The sequence below is a fragment of the Sporocytophaga sp. genome, assembly GCF_017745095.1.
In the GTDB taxonomy this organism is placed as follows: domain Bacteria; phylum Bacteroidota; class Bacteroidia; order Cytophagales; family Cytophagaceae; genus Sporocytophaga.
Genome location: NZ_JAGHZZ010000028.1, coordinates 45,947 through 62,919 on the forward strand (window position 1 = coordinate 45,947; position 16,973 = coordinate 62,919).

A 16,973-nucleotide genomic window follows, 5' to 3' on the forward strand; every position below is an offset into this window, starting at 1 on the left:
TAATAATAACTATAACAATGATTAAAGTGTTAAGATAAAGATACTTTGGTATTGAAAGTATGAATCCGAATAGTATGATATGATATGAATTGCCAAACTTCCTCCAAAAGCTAATGCCGTACTATGTCTCTTTAATTTGCGTTTATCCATAATAACCTTGACTTACTTTACTGTCGACGTTGGAATACAATCTATATAATTGACTATATCCCTTACATCATTCTTTGACAGTTCCATAAATGACTTCATTTCTGTTTTATTAAAACGATTGTATAGTTCCATTGCATACGGATCTCCACTTGCTATCATTTTTTGTGAATTTCGTGTAAAATCCACAATCCATCGCATATCCCTTCTTTTTGATATTCCTCTCAATGCAGGGCCTACTACTATTTCAGTCAAAGCATGACATGGAGAACAGTTAAGCTTGAATAAGCGGGCTCCGTTTGCATATTCTTCTTTACCTCCACAGTCACAAGGGAATGCTTTCGCCTTTAGTTGTTCAATGAATTCATATTCACGAGTCAGACGTTCTTGTCTTTGCTTCTCTTTGTAAAATTCCTTCTGATAAGCGAGGTCAACGATTATGCTGTTTTCCTTCCTATAGTATCTGTTAAACTCCGCCAGGCTTTCTCGTAGTTTTAAATCGGTGGTTGCTTTTAAGTTTAACTCAATATTTACTATTTTCTGAGCCACGAAGTACTGAAGTCCATAATATGGTTTTTCATCTTTATATGCAATTCCGATTGCTACAGCTGACTGTTCTTTCTCTAATAATAAAATACTGTCTTGCAAATAAGGATTTATAAAGTGTAGACTGTCTGCACTGGTTAAGGCAAAGATGCTCTTAATCATTGGATTTATTATATAAACATGAGCTCTGTCAAATGTATTACCGTCATTAACTATTACATTCATTTCCGGCCTTATTTTGGTTGGAGGGCCTTCTTTGTCAATATTTTCCCAGCCTTGTTTGGTAAGTATAAAACCGAATTTATTCATTCTATACAGAAGTCTTTTATCCAGAAGTTTACTATAGTCCTCTTTCATTTTTTCTGCTTTTTTATCTTCTGCTTTCAGTTGTTCAGCATAGTTTTTCCTGATTTTATCAAGTTCCTTTTCTGTTGCTTTTAATTGTTTATTGTAGAACTCAGCTAGCTTTTTAACACTCCCATCAATCTTTACTTTTGTCAGTTGTTCTTTAGCAAATTGCTTAAAGCGTGCTTCAAACTCAGGTTTTCCTTGTAAGGCAATAGCAGCCAAGCTGTCGCACTCCCAAAGATTTTTATTCAAATTGTTGATGTATATATTCAGAACATTCTGGTCACATGCCTTGATGATGACTTTAAGTCGTGCAGCAAATTCTCTTGTAGAAATTAAACTGTTATTGAACTGTTTTGACTTTAGCACTTTTATGGAAGCTGGCTTAATGCCGTAATCTGAACAAGCCTGATGGTCTCCATGTTGACCATTATCCAATGAGTAATATAAACTATCTGTAAGTGCTTTAGTGGCTGTTTTATAGTTTCTGAAGGGCATTCCTTCAGCTACAGCGGACTCAAAGCCTTCAGGGTAAAAATCCAGCAATTCCAGATCAACAGGGATTAACCATTTTTCCATGGGTTTAGGGTCTTTCCAGCGAATCTTGCCATCTTTATTTCTCACTCCATTGTATAACATGAAGCCTTCTTTCTCTTTACTGACAGGGGATTCTATATAAATAGGATTCTTTGGGTTTATATTTACATTCTTTCCGTTTGCTGATGCTTTAAAATAAAACATACCATCTGATTCCAATGATTTGTTTTTGTCTGTCAGGGTTTCCAGACCACTTAAAATCATTTCTTCTATTCCAAAGGCTTCTGCCAGTTCTATTCTGACGGATCCTTTAATAACATTTCCTTCATTATCCAAAAAGGCATTTTCAGGCACTGATATTACAAGACCATTTTTGCTTTCAACGATTCCTCCTGCTTCAGCATTCACATCAAAATATTGGCTTTCAGGCGTAGTTTTTGAAAAGGGATCATTATCGATATTTTTAGCTTCTATTGAAGGACTGTCAGTTACAGATTTTTTACTATGGTCTGAAGCACAAGATGTAAAAAGAACAAATGCTACAATCAGGATTATAAAATTTATTCTCAACTTGAAAGGAAACATACTCAATTTGTTAAAAATGTCTTTGTTAAAAGTGAATTTTGTCATATGCAAATATAGAAGCTTAAAGCTAAAAGTTGAAATTGGAAGCTCTAAAAGAAAGTTATCTTGGGATTTACTTATCTATATATCTGTATATTATTTGGTAATTTAAAAATGAGCGAAAGATTTAAGTGCATATATGAAATGCTTTTCTTTATTGAAATGTTTTGTAAACGCATATATCTTACTTCCTCATATTCCCTTTAATTTTCCCTTTGTTATCCCAGTGGCTTTTAATAATTTTTGTTTCGTCTCGCTCTTTTATTCTCCTTACATAGCATTCGCCAATAATATTCCCGTCTTCTCTTCTTGAGCCGATAAATAAGGTAACAGGTTCGCCATATTCATTTGTAAAAAAGGTTATATCATTCCCACGGAATATGTCATCAATCCTTGATGAAACAGCATAACGTTTATTAAGCTTGGCTTCAAGATCTTTACCAATCCCTTTACTAAATTTTTCATTTTTTAATAAATGAGTTTCGTCTTTCCAATCTTTCATATCTTTCTCTTTTTATTAGTAACAAAAGTAAAAGGACTTTCCTTCTTATGAAGGAGATTTTTCCGCATATAATGTAAAAAACAGAATTAGGTGGTAAATAAAAATTGCAGAACGAATTTGAAAAATGAATTGCCTTTTTTTGATTTTTTAAGATTATGTGATCCCCTTTGTATTCTGTTTTAATCACAAGGTTCATTAATTCATGATTCAATATTTATCATAAAGTTCAGATTATGGTATAAAATTCATCCTGTTTCTTAAAGCAACCTCTCATAAATCTTTTCAGATTTTTTTGTCAAAAAAGTTACTTCTTGATTTCATCCGGGTATTCTTCTTGAAAATACAATTGGAACTAGTAAAAACCTTTCTTAATGAAACATTTGAGCATAACAGAGTACATCCAATTCAGGGTAGTTAAAATTGTTTTGGCCTTGGGACTTCTCTTAAATTTACCATTTAGCAACAATGCCCAAACATTGGTTCCTGTTGATAATGCAGTGAATGTGAGTAATGATATGCAGTTTAGACTTTCATTCTCTACAATTCCAACCTTGCAAAGTTCAGGCAAAATAAGTTTGTACAGATCCAATAACACCTTGGTAGAAACCATTGATCTATCTAAAATGCCTACTGGTACTCCAATGTCAGGAACATGGCCCTGGATCGAGACTTTAAATGGAACTGACATAAGAGTCATTCCTGTCACTGTGGATGGAAAGTCAGTCTATATAAGATTTTCCATCGGAGCAATGGATTTTAGTACTGGCTATTATATAACTATCGATAAATCTGTTTTCTCCAATGCTTCCTCACTTAGCTTCAATGGCATTACAGCGAACAACTGGAGCTTTACAACCAGATCTAAACCTGCCACAGATTTAGATTATACAGTTTCAGCGGATGGGACAGGGGACTTCGCTACACTTCAGGGAGCTTTGGATTTCCTTCCTACTGGTAATGCAAATGCTAAAATATTAGTGAAAAACGGCACCTATATTGGTCTTGCTTACATAAAAGGCAAAAATAAATATACCATAGAAGGAGAGAGCAGAACAGGTGTAATCATCAAAGGATATAACAACTCGAATTTAAACGCAAGTACCCATTGGAGATCAGTTGTTAATATTCAAGGTGATGATATCAGTTTGATAAGTCTTACTTTTATCAATACCACTCCAAATGGAGGCACACAAGCCGAAGCTTTGAAAGCAAGTGGAGCGAGGATGATTATTGCTAACTGTGAATTTTATAGTTATCAGGATACTGTTTTACTGGACGGTAAAGTTTATGTAAAAGATTGTATGCTTGAAGGAGATGTTGATTTTATATGGGGTACAGGAGCAGTTTTTTTTCAGTCTTGTGAGATTAGAGCCAATGATAATGGTGGCTATAATGTGATGGCCAGAAACAATAATACTGTTCATGGCTATGCCTTTGCAGATTGTAAACTTACACGCACTTCTTCGGCTACAACTACACATTATTTGGGTAGAGATGCGGGAGCCAGTTATCCGTATGCAGAAATTGTCTATCTCAACTGTACTTTGGGGCCGCATATTCCAGCTGTTGGTTGGAGTTTAAACAGCTCAATAGATGCTTCCAATATTATTTTCGCAGAGTACAAAAGTGTAAATGAATCAGGAACTTTGATAAACACTTCAGGTAGAAATTCCAAATCAAAACAGCTTTCTGCAAGTCAGGCTAATCAATACAGAGACCTGAACTGGTTTTTTAACGGATGGGTTCCGGTTGTACCTGCTTATGGTGTGAAAGATTGTAATGGAGTTATTGGAGGTTCGGCATTTAAGGATGACTGTGCTACTTGTGTTGGTGGTACTACAGGAAAAACAGCTTGTGTTAAAGATTGTAACGGGGTAGCAAATGGAACCGCTACGCTCGATAATTGTGGGAGATGTATAGGAGGCACAACTGGAAAATTAGCTTGCATTTCAGTAGGTGAAGCAGAAGATGACGCTTGTAGTTTTGATGGAGTTCTTGAAAGCAAGAATGTCGGATTTAAAGGAACTGCTTATCTCAATGTAGACAATGCAATAGGAACAAGAATCTTATTTTCTATTAATGCTTCTTCTTCAGGAAATAAAATAATCAGTTTCAGATATGCTAATGGAGGCAATACAGACAGGCCAGCTACAATTAAAGTGGATGGAACAACCTTATCTTCTACATTAAGTTTTCCAAGCACAGGTGAATTTACTACCTATAAAGCTGTAGATCTCACTTTAAATATAAGTTCTGGTTCACACTTCCTTGAATTAATTTCTGCTACAGCAGATGGTTTACCAAACATAGATCAGATAGGATTTGTGAGTTCAGATCTAAGCAAAGGTTCTTGTGAAGAGGTAGTTACAGCTATAGCTGAAGAAAGTAAAATACCATTAATAGTTATATATCCCAATCCAAGTCAGGGCAGCTTTCACATCAAGTTATCTGTTCCTTTAAATATAGAGATTACAGATGCAGAAGGAAAGACTTTAAAAACATATGACAACATCTTAGAACTTGAATTTGGGAATGACTTGCAACAAGGATTGTATTTCGCTAAAGTTCAAAACAAAGTATATAAGTTTGTGAAGTATTGATATATGTATTAAAGACAGGCTTCTCCAAGACTCATACTCCTAAACAAATGTTTTTAGTAAATATGATTTTACATACTATCCGTAATAATACCTATGCCCACGGATTTATTCTTTTTAAATCTAAGATAAAATATCTGGGTTATTTGAAGTTACGTCTTGCGCAGTCATAGTGTAAATATGATTTTTTGATATAAATCATCATGTATATTCCTACGTAATTCATACCAATCATTTGAAATTATAAATTCAATAAATATATTACCGGAGAATTGAGCAACAATCACCAATTAAACTCAGGAATATCAATTATGATAAGCACAGAAAAAACATTATCGGAAGTAATTGAAGTATTAAAAAGCAGAGGTTACACAGAAGATTTTAATTTATTGGAAGTTGCAATATCTTACAGGAATGATGGTGAAAAAGTAAACCTGAACGATATTGTTATTGATAAAACATACCGTTTTACCGGGCAAAATGATCTGGAAGATGAAGCCATTTTGTATGCGGTGCGAAATCTGAAAGACGGAGCCAAAGGTATTTTTGTAAATGGTTTTGGAATTTATATCGATGACGAAGCAAGTGAAATTATTAGCAAGATCATAGTTCACGAAGATGATAATGATGATTGGACAATGAAAAAATAATAAACTGAAAAATTTCAAAACATAAACTGAGTGCGGCACTTTTCTGCCGCATTTTTTTATTATCATCGCCATGATCTAAATACATTCAACTGAATTTCTTTAGGCAATAACTTTTATCTTAATTAGCCCTAATCATTTTTTTTGAAATTCATGTCCTTATTGTCCTATTTTTTGAACCATTTAGGTCTGTCACGTATTGTGTCACCTCATAAATTTGTGATGAAATAGATTATTTATTGAACATGGCACTCACAACGACTTACAATATTGATAAAAAAGCATTTAAAGATATTCTTGAGCTTGAAAAGAAAATTCAGGAGTTTCAGTCCGGTAAAATTGATGCGGAAAAATTTCGTGCATTCAGGTTGGCAAGAGGAGTTTATGGGCAGAGGCAAGATGGCGTAAATATGGTGCGTATTAAGTTACCATTTGGCAAACTTAGTCCTGAACAATTAATATGCATTGCTGATATTTCTGATCAGTATGCAAGCGGAAATCTGCATGCAACTACAAGGCAGGATATACAGATACATTATGTTAAAGTAACTCATACACCTGAGATATGGGCTAGACTGGAAGAAAAAGGAATAACTCTAAGAGAAGCGTGTGGTAATACCATCCGTAATCTTACTGCATCTTATATGGCAGGCATTGATCCAGAAGAACCTTTTGATGTATCTCCATACGCAGCTGCTATGTTTAAGTATTTTCTCCGAAATCCTATTTGTCAGGAGTTAGGGAGAAAATTTAAAATAGCTTTCTCATCCTCTGAAAAGGATTCAGCTTTCACATTTATTCATGACCTGGGTTTCATTCCAAAATTGAAAATTGAAGATGGTATTGAGAAACGAGGATTTAAGGTTGTATTAGCTGGTGGATTGGGTGCTCAGCCATTTCTTGCTCATCCGGCTTTTGACTTTTTACCGGAAGATCAGGTAGTCCCTTTTGCAGAAGCTGTAATCAGAATATTCGACAGGTATGGAGAAAGGGCTAGACGTCACAAAGCAAGATTAAAATATCTTGTTAATGATCTCGGATTAGAAAAATTCCTAGAGCTGGTTGCAGGAGAACGAATGGCAATAAAAAGTAAATCCTTTAAGGTGAATTTAAGTGATTCTCCTTTATGCATAATCCCTCCGGTATTCTCTAAAAAGGATATAACGCCTGTAAATAAGGAGAAATATGAAAAATGGCTAAGAATCAACGTAATTGAGCAAAAGCAAAAAGGCTTTTATGGTGTGCATGTAAAACTATCATTAGGAAATCTGTCGTCAGACAAAGCTAGATCATTTGCTGAGATAGCAAAGAAATATGCATCTGATGATATCAGGATTACAGTAAACCAGGGGTTGTTTCTAAAGTATATAAGAGAAAATGTACTTGCATCTCTTTTTAATGAACTGGATTTGATAGGTCTTGCTGATCCTGGTTTTGATACCATTCAGGATATTACAGCTTGTCCCGGAACAGATACCTGTAATCTTGGAATTGCTAGTTCAACAGGACTTGCAGAAGAGTTGGAAAGAGTGTTGCGAGAGGAATATAAGGATCTTGTATCTTGTGCTCATATCAAAATAAAAATTTCGGGATGCATGAATGCATGCGCTCATCATACCATTGCTAATATAGGTTTTCATGGAATGTCTTTGAAACAGGGAGAATATGTTTTGCCGGCAATGCAGGTATTATTAGGTGGTGGACCAAGAGGAAACGGAGAAGGAAGACTGGCAGACAAAGTTATAAAGGTGGCATCTAAAAAAGCTCCTGATGTTTTAAGGTATCTCTTGAATGACTATGAAGAGCATGCCAGCGAAGGAGAGTATTTTAATGACTATTATGACAGACAAGGTAAAAATTATTTCTACCTGTTACTAAAGCCACTTACCGTTATTAATGATCTTACCCAAGATTATTTCCTTGATTGGGGAAACAATAGTCAGTATCAGACTATGATTGGAGTTGGCGAATGTGCAGGGGCTTTGATTGATATGGTAGCACTGGTTATAGAAGAGACGAAAGAAAAGCTTTTAAAGGCAGAAGAAGCATTTGGAGAGGGAGAATGGGTCGATTCGATCTATTATAGCTACAGTGTGTTTATTAATGCAGGAAAAGCTCTGTTGCTGACAAAAGATGTACCGGCAAATACTCAGTACAGTGTTCTGAATAATTTTGAAAAATTGTTTATCGAATCAGGAGAATTGGATTTTCATGGTTCTTTTAAATCTAAGGTTCTTGAAATTAATCAAAATGAACCTACAAAAGAATTTGCCAAAGAATACATGCAATATGCTGCAAATTTCTTTCTGAATGTGGTAAAGTTCAGGTCTAAGCAGATTATAAAAATTTAGCTCATGCTATAATTACTGAATGTATAAGCAACAGCAGATATGGGAATGCTGAGATGAAGGTATTATATTGAGGTGCGATTATTCCGAGATAACCAAAGTAGCTTTTTTTAAAAATTAGGATCACTGAATTTTTACTTACATAGTTTAGCAACTTGTTTCTGATAAAACATTTTTAGTGTAAAAACCTGTGACGGAAATGATCTGTAGTCTATAAAAAAAATAAATCCGGAAATGCTAGTTTCCGGATTTATTGTAAAGGTTAATGATATTTATTAAAATTTAAAGGATAAGCCTCCACCTGCTAGTGGTCCACCACCTACACCTACAAGGACGTTCAGACCGATATGATCAGTAAAGAAATATCTCATACCAAACTCTGCACGGAATGCTAGTGGAGATGCATTTTTAATTGAAAGCTCAGGGATGTTTGGATTATCTGTTGTTTCTTTAAACTTGCGGTTAGCATATCCTACACCAAATGAAAAGTATGGATCAAATCTTTTAGAATTTCCCATGTGAATATTAAATGTTGGCATAATTCTTAATCTTGAATATGAAGCTTCGTAATTGTACGTTGTACTGCCATCTACAGACTTTCCTTCAACTGAGGTTAGGGCGTAATTAGCGTGTATACCAATACCAATTTTGGCACCTACCAGATATTCAAATTTAAGTCCTACAGGTCCTATGGATTTATACTTTAAGTCTGCAAAATTACCTAAAGCCTGATCTGCTTTATAAAATGTTTTTACAACTCCGGTATACAAATTGGGTCCTCCATAATAAGCATCTACTATTACATTACCTTTTTCATAAACTTGTGCCTTAGCTAGTTGACAGAAGAGTAAAGAGCAAATAAAAAATAAAGAAAGAATGTTTGTTTTAATCATGATTTTTACTGGTTTATTTGTGTCTCCATATACGCCACCCTAGTATATGGGTTTTATATTTTTGAGTTTCAGGCTTATTTCTGCATGTATTTTATAAAATGTTGAATATCTTGCCTGTAAAGAATAATAAACATAATGGATATATATATAGGAAGCGCAATTGGAGGAAGATCGATAGGATTTATAGGCATTCTAGAAGTTATTATACGCCTATGTAAAATCTTATCATAAAGATGTTCCAGTTGTATCAGATTTTTGAAAGGAATTGATTTTTATGAAATCCTGAATTTATATGATAAGATCAATATCATTTAACAATGCAAGATGAGATAGGGGAGAAGGAGAGTTAATTTACACTATTGGGGTAGGGAAGTATACTCTAAATGTTGTTCCTATGCCTTCTATACTTTCTACTTCAATTTTACCTCCAGCATTATCTATAATTCTTTTTACAAATGTAAGCACACTCCGGAACCTTCAACATGGTCGTGGAAGCGTTTAAACATGGTAAACAATTTATCAATATTCGGCTTGCCGATACCCATTCCATTGTCCTTCACTGTTAATATGCTGTAGCTATCTTTATGTTCAATATTGATGAAGACTTCAGAAGAGCGGTCTGGATGACGGTTCTTAACTGCATTGCTTAAAAGATTGTATACTTACTTTGAAAGTTCTTTCTCGAGAATTGGATATGACTGCAATTTGAGTCATCAATTTTTACCAATGGATTGTTAATAGTTTTTGCCTTGTAATCTATTGACTAATTAACTTCTTGTCAGTTGAGGGTAGAAGAGAGCTTAACCATTATGTTTTTATTAAAAGACTGGCGTTTAAAAGCTCTTTAATTCTTTGAAGTATGATATAAAGGATTAATCTATTTCAAGTTTAACTTAAAGAATTTTTTCCCTTAATACCTATGGAACGCCTGTATCTGCTGTGACTCCGGCCAGTGAGAAGAAAAGAGTTAAGGGAGCACAAGGAACCGCTTATCAAAAGGAACGTAACTCTCTTCACATTATCAGATAGTTGTCTTTCAAATGCTCTTCTGTGTTAATAATCGTATCCAATTTAAATAAGTAAAAATACCTACCAGTGAGTATTTTTTGGACAAGCCTTCAGATGTAAATTTCGAATTGAGAATATTACGAATAATAAAGAATTAAAGCTTATCTATGAAATACATCTGTACCCTTTTATTTTTATTCCTGTTGATTTATACTGCTCTTGCACAAGAGCCAACAATATCCGGAATTTATCCAAGTAGTGCTCTTCCTGGTAGCACAGTGACAATCACCGGATCAAATTTTTTAGGAACGACCTCAGTCTCCGTGTTTGGCCAGGAAAGCCAATTCACAGTTGTCAATTTGAATACTATTTCATTTAAAGTTCCAATAAAGTATTCAGGTCCTGATAAAGTTAAAGTTATTAGTCCGAATGGAATAGGTGAAAAGTCATTTTATGTGAATATTCCTCCCGACCCTACGATTACAGGTTTTAGTCCAAGCACAGTAATGAGAGGCAACACTGTTACCATAACTGGAACGAACTTATCATATGTTCATACAATAGGTATTGGAGGAATGGAATGGGAAAAAGGATTTGTAATTAACTCCAATAGCAGCATAAGTTTTAAAATTCCCAATGATGCAATATCAACCTCAGGAGCGCTCATGTTAAAGTCAGCTTCTAATTTTGCAATAAGTCAGAATCTATTAACTGTACAGGATGATCCGAAGCCGAGCATTTCTGCTATTGCGCCTTTAACAGGGAAAATAGGTTCTTCTGTTACAATTACTGGAACAAATTTGTTGAGTACATTAGTAGTATTTTTCGATCAGATACCTACCAATAACTTTGTCATTAACTCCTCTACATCTATTACAGTGGTTGTTCCTGATGGCGCACAAACTTGTCAAATTGGTGTTGGAAACGCTTCTGAGGTTGTTTATGGTACCAGCATATTTACACCACAATCCGCGGGTGCTCCAACTATCATTTCATTTTCTCCATCTTCAGGAACCCCAGGAACGCTCTGTACTATTACAGGTTCAAATATCATAGCAGAAAGCATGGTTTTACTGAATGGAACTCCTGTTAATGATTATACATGGAATTCCTCTTCCTCAGTAATATTTAAGGTTCCTGTCGGTGCGGGAAGCGGATTGTTATCTGTAGTGAATTCTGGTGGTATTGCACAAAGTGCAACTAGTTTCAATGTAGTATTACCTCCTGCGCCTACGATATCTTCTATTTCTTCAACTACTGTACAATCGGGTTCTACGATTACCATCTCCGGAATAAACTTTACCGGATTATATAGGGTATCTTATAATGGGATCGATTGTGAAATAATCGATTTTTCGCCTACGAGTATTGTAGTAAAGGTAATAGCAGGGGGGACAGGAGCAATAGAAGTTTCTGCATTTGGAGGCACGGCAATAAGTACTGCTATTTTAACGGTGACTGCTCCAGCAGTTCCTACCATTACTTCCTTCACTCCAAGTTCAGGTTATTATAATCAACCAATCACGATTACCGGAACAAACCTAGCTTCTGTTTCAAGTATTTACTTTGGTAGCGATATGGTATTCGATTTTGTGGTGAATTCACCAACATCCATTACTGCTAAAGTTCCATTCGGCGAAGCATCAGGAAGAATTTCATTAACAACTTTAGGTGGAGGTACAGAAAGTGCAGAGGTATTTACAAAGATCTTCGAAAGTGCCCCAACCTTTAACTCATTTAGCCCGTCAAGTGGGCCAGTAGGAACAAAAGTAACTATTACTGGCAGCAATTTTTTATCTATGGGAGCTATAGAATTTGGTGGAATTTTTATACAGGATTTTGTAATTAACTCTGCAACCAGTCTTTCTATAAGGGTGCCAGAAGGAAGTACTTCAGGGAAAATAAAATTATTAAGTGAATCATCTCCAGGAGCTATTCACGAGGTACAAAGCGCTACTGATTTTACTATTACTCCAAAATCGGCTCCAACTATCACGTCCCTTACTCCAACAACCGCTTCTGTTGGGAGCACGATCACAATTAATGGTACTAATTTCTTACCAACCTATTATTTAGTATTTAAGGATATTAATGTAACTGATTTTACAGTCAATTCCTCTTCTTCAATTACAGCTGTAGTTCCTACAGGTGCGACAACAGGGAAGATTGGCGTAGTAACAGCGGAAGGAACAGCTGTAAGTTCTGCTAATTTAACCATAGTAGTTTCTGCAGCCCCAACTATTTCTTCATTTAATCCAACAAGTGGGGCGGTAGGTAGTACAGTAACGATTACAGGAACAAATTTTACAGGAGCTTCATCTGTAAAGTTTAATAATGTTTCAGCTATTAGCTTTTCGGTAGTCTCTTCGACTTCTATTACAGCAGTAGTTCCTGCAGGAGCAACAACAGGCAAAGTGACTATTACAACTGCAGGAGGTACTGCAGTTAGCGCATCTGATTTTACTTTGTTAATACTGGCTCCGGTTATTTCTTCTTTTACTCCTGGTACTGCCAATGTTGGTACTACTGTAACAATTTCAGGAAGCAACTTCACAGGAGTAACATCTGTAAAGTTTAATAATATTTCAGCTTCTTTTACTGTGGTTTCTGCTTCCTCTATAAGGGCTATTGTTCCTGAAGGAGCAATGACAGGAAAGATCAGTGTTACTACTTCGGCTGGTTCTGCATTAAGTGGTTCTGATTTTAAAGTTTCAGTTCCAGTGGTAACTTTAGGTTCAGCGGAGTTGGTAAAAGATATAATACCAGGTGATGTTGCAGGATCTCCTATAAACCTTACCTCTTGTGGTGGTACCTTGTTTTTTTTCGCACAGGATCGATCACTTGTTAGTGGTGAAACAGAGTTATGGAAAAGCGATGGGACTGCCAGTGGTACAGTAATGATTAAAGATATTAATCCAAACAAAGGTGCGATTCAAAGTAACACCTCATTGGTATGCATGATGGGAAATGTATATTTCATAGCAGATGATGGAATTCATGGAATTGAATTATGGAAAAGTGATGGGACAGCCGATGGTACTGTAATGGTTAAAGACATTCAGGCAAATGCTATAGGTTCTCGTCCAGATCATCTGACCGTAATGAATGACAAATTGTATTTTGCAGCAGATGATGGAATAAATGGAAATGAGTTATGGAAGACAGACGGAACTTCAAGCGGGACAGTTATGGTAAAGGACATTCGTGCTGAATCGAATTATTCTTCCTTTAATTCAAATTCTTATGGAATCTTGGCATTTAACAACCAATTGTTTTTTAGTGCACAAGATGCTATTCCTCATGGTAATGAATTATGGAAAAGTGATGGAACAAATGCAGGAACAGTATTGGTGAAAGAGATCAATACGAATTATGGGTCTTATCCAGATAATATAATTGAGTATAAAGGTGAAATTTATTTCACTGCAGAAGACGATGTTCATGGAGAGGAATTATGGAAAAGCGATGGTACTCCTGGTGGCACTGTATTGGTAAAAGATATTCGACCAGGTTCATCAGATTCTTATTCAGGTAGCTACAAAGTAGCCAATGGCTTATTATTTTTTATTGCATATGATGGTGTTCATGGTGGTGAATTATGGAAGACAGATGGTACAGATTTAGGAACAAAAATGGTAAAAGATATTCGTGCAGGTGCATCTGATGGACTTGGGGACGGTGCTAATTTCGTGGAATTTAATGGGAACTTATATTTTGGCGCTACAGATGGAGCCACTAATAATGGGACCTATACATTATGGAAAAGCAATGGTACTGAAGAAGGTACAGTAATAGTTAAACCCATAGCTATTTCAGGAAGAGAATTCCTTGTGATGAACTCAGTATTATTTTTTGCTGGCAATGATGGGGCTCATGGTTTTGAATTATGGAAAAGTGATGGTACAACTTCGGGTACCACAATGGTTCAAGATATTTTCCCTGCTGGTATTACGTTGGGTTCTCATGCTAATCCAGTTGATTTTTGCATCCATAATAACGAATTATATTTTAGAGCTGATGATGGAGTGCATGGACTTGAGTTATGGAAACTCGGAACATCAACAGTAGGTATCACTGATCAAACAAGTAGTAATTCACTTTTTAATATTTATCCTAATCCTGTTAAAGATCAGTTACTGATTTCATCTAAAAACAACACTAAGTTTAACAATGATGAGGTTATGGTTATGGATATAACAAGGAAAGTTATAATCAGAAAAGTTATTAATGGTTCGATTGACTCGATCTCAACAGAGCAACTTCCGTCAGGTATCTATTTTGTAAATATAGGTGGTAGTACTTTTAAAATTATTAAAGAGTAATAATTCAGAACTTAAATAACAATACTATTGAAAGACGAAACAAGGGAAAGTTTATATTTATCCAAATCCTATGGATTGAGAGATTATTAATTCGTTTGACAACTGCTATGTTCTTCGTTATATTTTATTAAAGTGGTGAATAAAACGTAACTTCTGTTTATAAAAATCTGAAGTCTTCGATAAATTCAGATACAGAAATTAATGTAAGCAACTTCCCTTCAGGTACCTTTTCAATAGTAAATGAAACAGAAAATTTGAAAGAAGTAAAAAAGGTTGTTGTGAAGTAATCATGTTTCACATTGTTAAAGAAAAGAGGCTGTACGAGAACGGAGAGTCTCTTTTATTTTAATAATATTGATTTGGTGTCGGACTTTTATTGTAAGAGGATTTATGACAGTAGATTATATCAGATTATAAGCTTGTGCAAACTGTACCAGCTCATAATTGTTAGTTACATTTAACTTTGTTCTGATGTTTCTCCTATGAGTATTAACGGTGGTTTCAGAAATGTGTAAAGAAGCCGCAATTTGATCTGAATTATGCCCTAAAGCCATGCCTTTTAGAATTTCTTTTTCCCTTTTTGTGAGAGAGGAAAAAACATTAGAATTCTTTTTAAGAAATATATTCTCTTCTATTAAACGATTTACTTTTAAAGTAATATGATGTTCAGGATTCACCGGAACAGCGGAGGTGATTAAGTGAGTAGTTCTCCCTTTGACATCTTTCATAAAAATTTTAGTCGTACTTAAATACAATTTGTAGTCCTCTTGAGGGGAAGAACGAACCTGTTGGAAGTAGGTAGCGATTTCTTTCTCGTCACCTTTTTCCATCAGGGCAACTATTTTTGAAGAATAATCATCATTATAGTCTTTTGCAAAATAGCGATCATAATATTCACTGCCTGGAAGGTCAAATAAATCTTCTTTTGTAGTCTTTAGTATGGATAATCCCCAAGGAGACATGTACTTTAAAACTAAATTTTCAAGTTGATGAATAATTATTACGGCAGGTATGTCTTGGGCAATTATATCAATGTTTCTTATTTTTTCTTCAAGTGTTTGAGATTCCACGTTTTGAAAATATTTTATCAATTTACCTTTTGAAAGAAAATTTATAGCTCATTATTGATATTTGTGAAATGCTTGATTATCAAAATATTTTTATTGTAGCATTTGATTGAAATGAAATATTATTTTGCAAATTCCTGTAAGATCGTTATTGAAGATCAATTGAAATTATTCAAGTAGTTGATTCACAGATGTCATTATTTCCTCTACCAATAATGATTTATTAAACTCAGTATTAATTACGCAAATAGCTTGTCTTAGTTTTTTGATTTACTTGCGGTTAAGTTATAAGTATTAAGTTTTAAGAAAAAGATTGTGGTTTGTGAGCAGGTTGATTCTTTAAGATTTGATAGGCATTATTCGCTAATTTTTAAAGAATATATTGTCCGCAAGTACCAATAGAGGGGGAACAAACTTTAAGTTTTAAGGAAAGACCTAGAGGCTGTTGTTATCCTACTTCATTTTTTTATCAAAGTAGTCCCAGGCAATTTTAGAGATATCTGCAATAATTTTTTCACTAGTTGCTGAGTCCTCTTTTGAATCTGTCACAAAAACGCTTATAAAATAATGACGTCCGTTAGGAAGAAAGACTATACCAATGTCATTAACTGCTGCTGTAATCCCTTCTTTGTTTGTGCCAGACCAGCCTGTTTTGTGAGCAACTACTGTCCCTCGGGGAAGTTCTCCTTTTAATCTGTTCTTTCCTGTTTCTGTTTGTTTCATGATTGTCCATATAAAGTCATAATGAGCAGCAGATAGAGTTTTTTTGTCATTGTTATAAAAAAATGCAAGTATTTGATTAGATGTTTTTGGTGTAGTCCAGTTCTTAAATTGCATATCCCAATTTCGCTGCATCACTTCTTCGTTGATTTTTACTGAAAAGTCCTTAAATCCTTTTTCCTGAATAAAATTTTCAACCACTTGAGGTCCTCCGATAAGTTTCAGAAGAACATCACATCCAACATTGTCACTTTGCGATACTGTGTATGTTAATATTTCTGAAATTTTCAAGGATGCTCCTTTGGGATACTTTTCACGAAGAGGACTATATAGATCAGGTAACATCTGCTCCTCACTAATTTTTACTAATTGGTCTAAAGAGAATTTACCTTGTTGAATTTGTGATAATACTGTCAATGCAATATGAAATTTAAAGACACTTTGCATTGGAAAACGTTGGTCTCCATTTATGGATAAGGTATCTTTTCCATTATCTCCCATAATTGAGACTCCTACCTTTGCCTTTTTCGTTGACAATATAGCTTTAATATCTGACCTTAGTGGCTCAATCGATTGGCCTTTTGTCCATGTTGTAATCATTAGCAGCGCTGCTATTAATGTAAAATTTTTGTTAATCATTTATAAAGTCTGTTTACTATTTCACTAG

General features: G+C 34.8%; 9 protein-coding genes and 1 pseudogene. 4 read left to right on the forward strand and 6 right to left on the reverse strand.

All coding sequences use genetic code 11. The features are described from left to right. Window positions 1-162: 162 nt before the first annotated feature. Both J7604_RS24125 and J7604_RS24130 read right to left on the reverse strand, forming a co-directional pair. Window positions 163-2,163, reverse strand: coding sequence for a cytochrome c (locus tag J7604_RS24125; protein ID WP_293902172.1), 2,001 nt, complete (start codon window positions 2,161-2,163; stop codon window positions 163-165). Window positions 2,164-2,386: 223 nt separating this feature from the next. After that, window positions 2,387-2,704, reverse strand: a complete 318-nt coding sequence (locus J7604_RS24130; protein WP_293902175.1) for a hypothetical protein — start codon at window positions 2,702-2,704, stop codon at window positions 2,387-2,389. Window positions 2,705-3,075: 371 nt separating this feature from the next. Between J7604_RS24130 and J7604_RS24135 the strand changes: the two genes are divergently transcribed. The 3 genes from J7604_RS24135 (at window position 3,076) to J7604_RS24145 (ending at window position 8,299) form a co-directional block, all read left to right on the forward strand. Further along, a complete protein-coding gene (locus tag J7604_RS24135) occupies window positions 3,076-5,304 on the forward strand; it encodes a pectinesterase family protein (RefSeq protein ID WP_293902178.1) in 2,229 nt (742 codons plus the stop codon). Between the two features lie 308 nt (window positions 5,305-5,612). Beyond that, entirely contained in the window at window positions 5,613-5,951 is a 339-nt protein-coding gene (locus tag J7604_RS24140) for a hypothetical protein (protein ID WP_293902181.1), read from the forward strand. Window positions 5,952-6,193: 242 nt separating this feature from the next. Continuing rightward, entirely contained in the window at window positions 6,194-8,299 is a 2,106-nt protein-coding gene (locus J7604_RS24145) for a nitrite reductase (protein WP_293902184.1), read from the forward strand. 272 nt (window positions 8,300-8,571) lie between these two features. On the opposite strand, the gene J7604_RS24150 is transcribed toward J7604_RS24145, so the two are convergent. Next, complete coding sequence (locus J7604_RS24150) at window positions 8,572-9,189, reverse strand: outer membrane beta-barrel protein (protein ID WP_293902187.1); 618 nt, start codon at window positions 9,187-9,189, stop codon at window positions 8,572-8,574. Between the two features lie 449 nt (window positions 9,190-9,638). Then, window positions 9,639-9,791: pseudogene (locus tag J7604_RS27115) on the reverse strand (hypothetical protein); the annotation flags it as partial. Between the two features lie 573 nt (window positions 9,792-10,364). Between J7604_RS27115 and J7604_RS24155 the strand changes: the two are divergent. Next, entirely contained in the window at window positions 10,365-14,519 is a 4,155-nt protein-coding gene (locus J7604_RS24155) for an ELWxxDGT repeat protein (RefSeq protein WP_293902190.1), read from the forward strand. Window positions 14,520-14,920: 401 nt separating this feature from the next. On the opposite strand, the gene J7604_RS24160 is transcribed toward J7604_RS24155, so the two are convergent. Further along, a complete protein-coding gene (locus tag J7604_RS24160; protein WP_293902193.1) occupies window positions 14,921-15,589 on the reverse strand; it encodes a response regulator transcription factor in 669 nt (222 codons plus the stop codon). Between the two features lie 450 nt (window positions 15,590-16,039). Further along, complete coding sequence (bla, locus tag J7604_RS24165; RefSeq protein WP_293902196.1) at window positions 16,040-16,945, reverse strand: class A beta-lactamase, subclass A2; 906 nt, start codon at window positions 16,943-16,945, stop codon at window positions 16,040-16,042. Window positions 16,946-16,973: the final 28 nt, after the last annotated feature.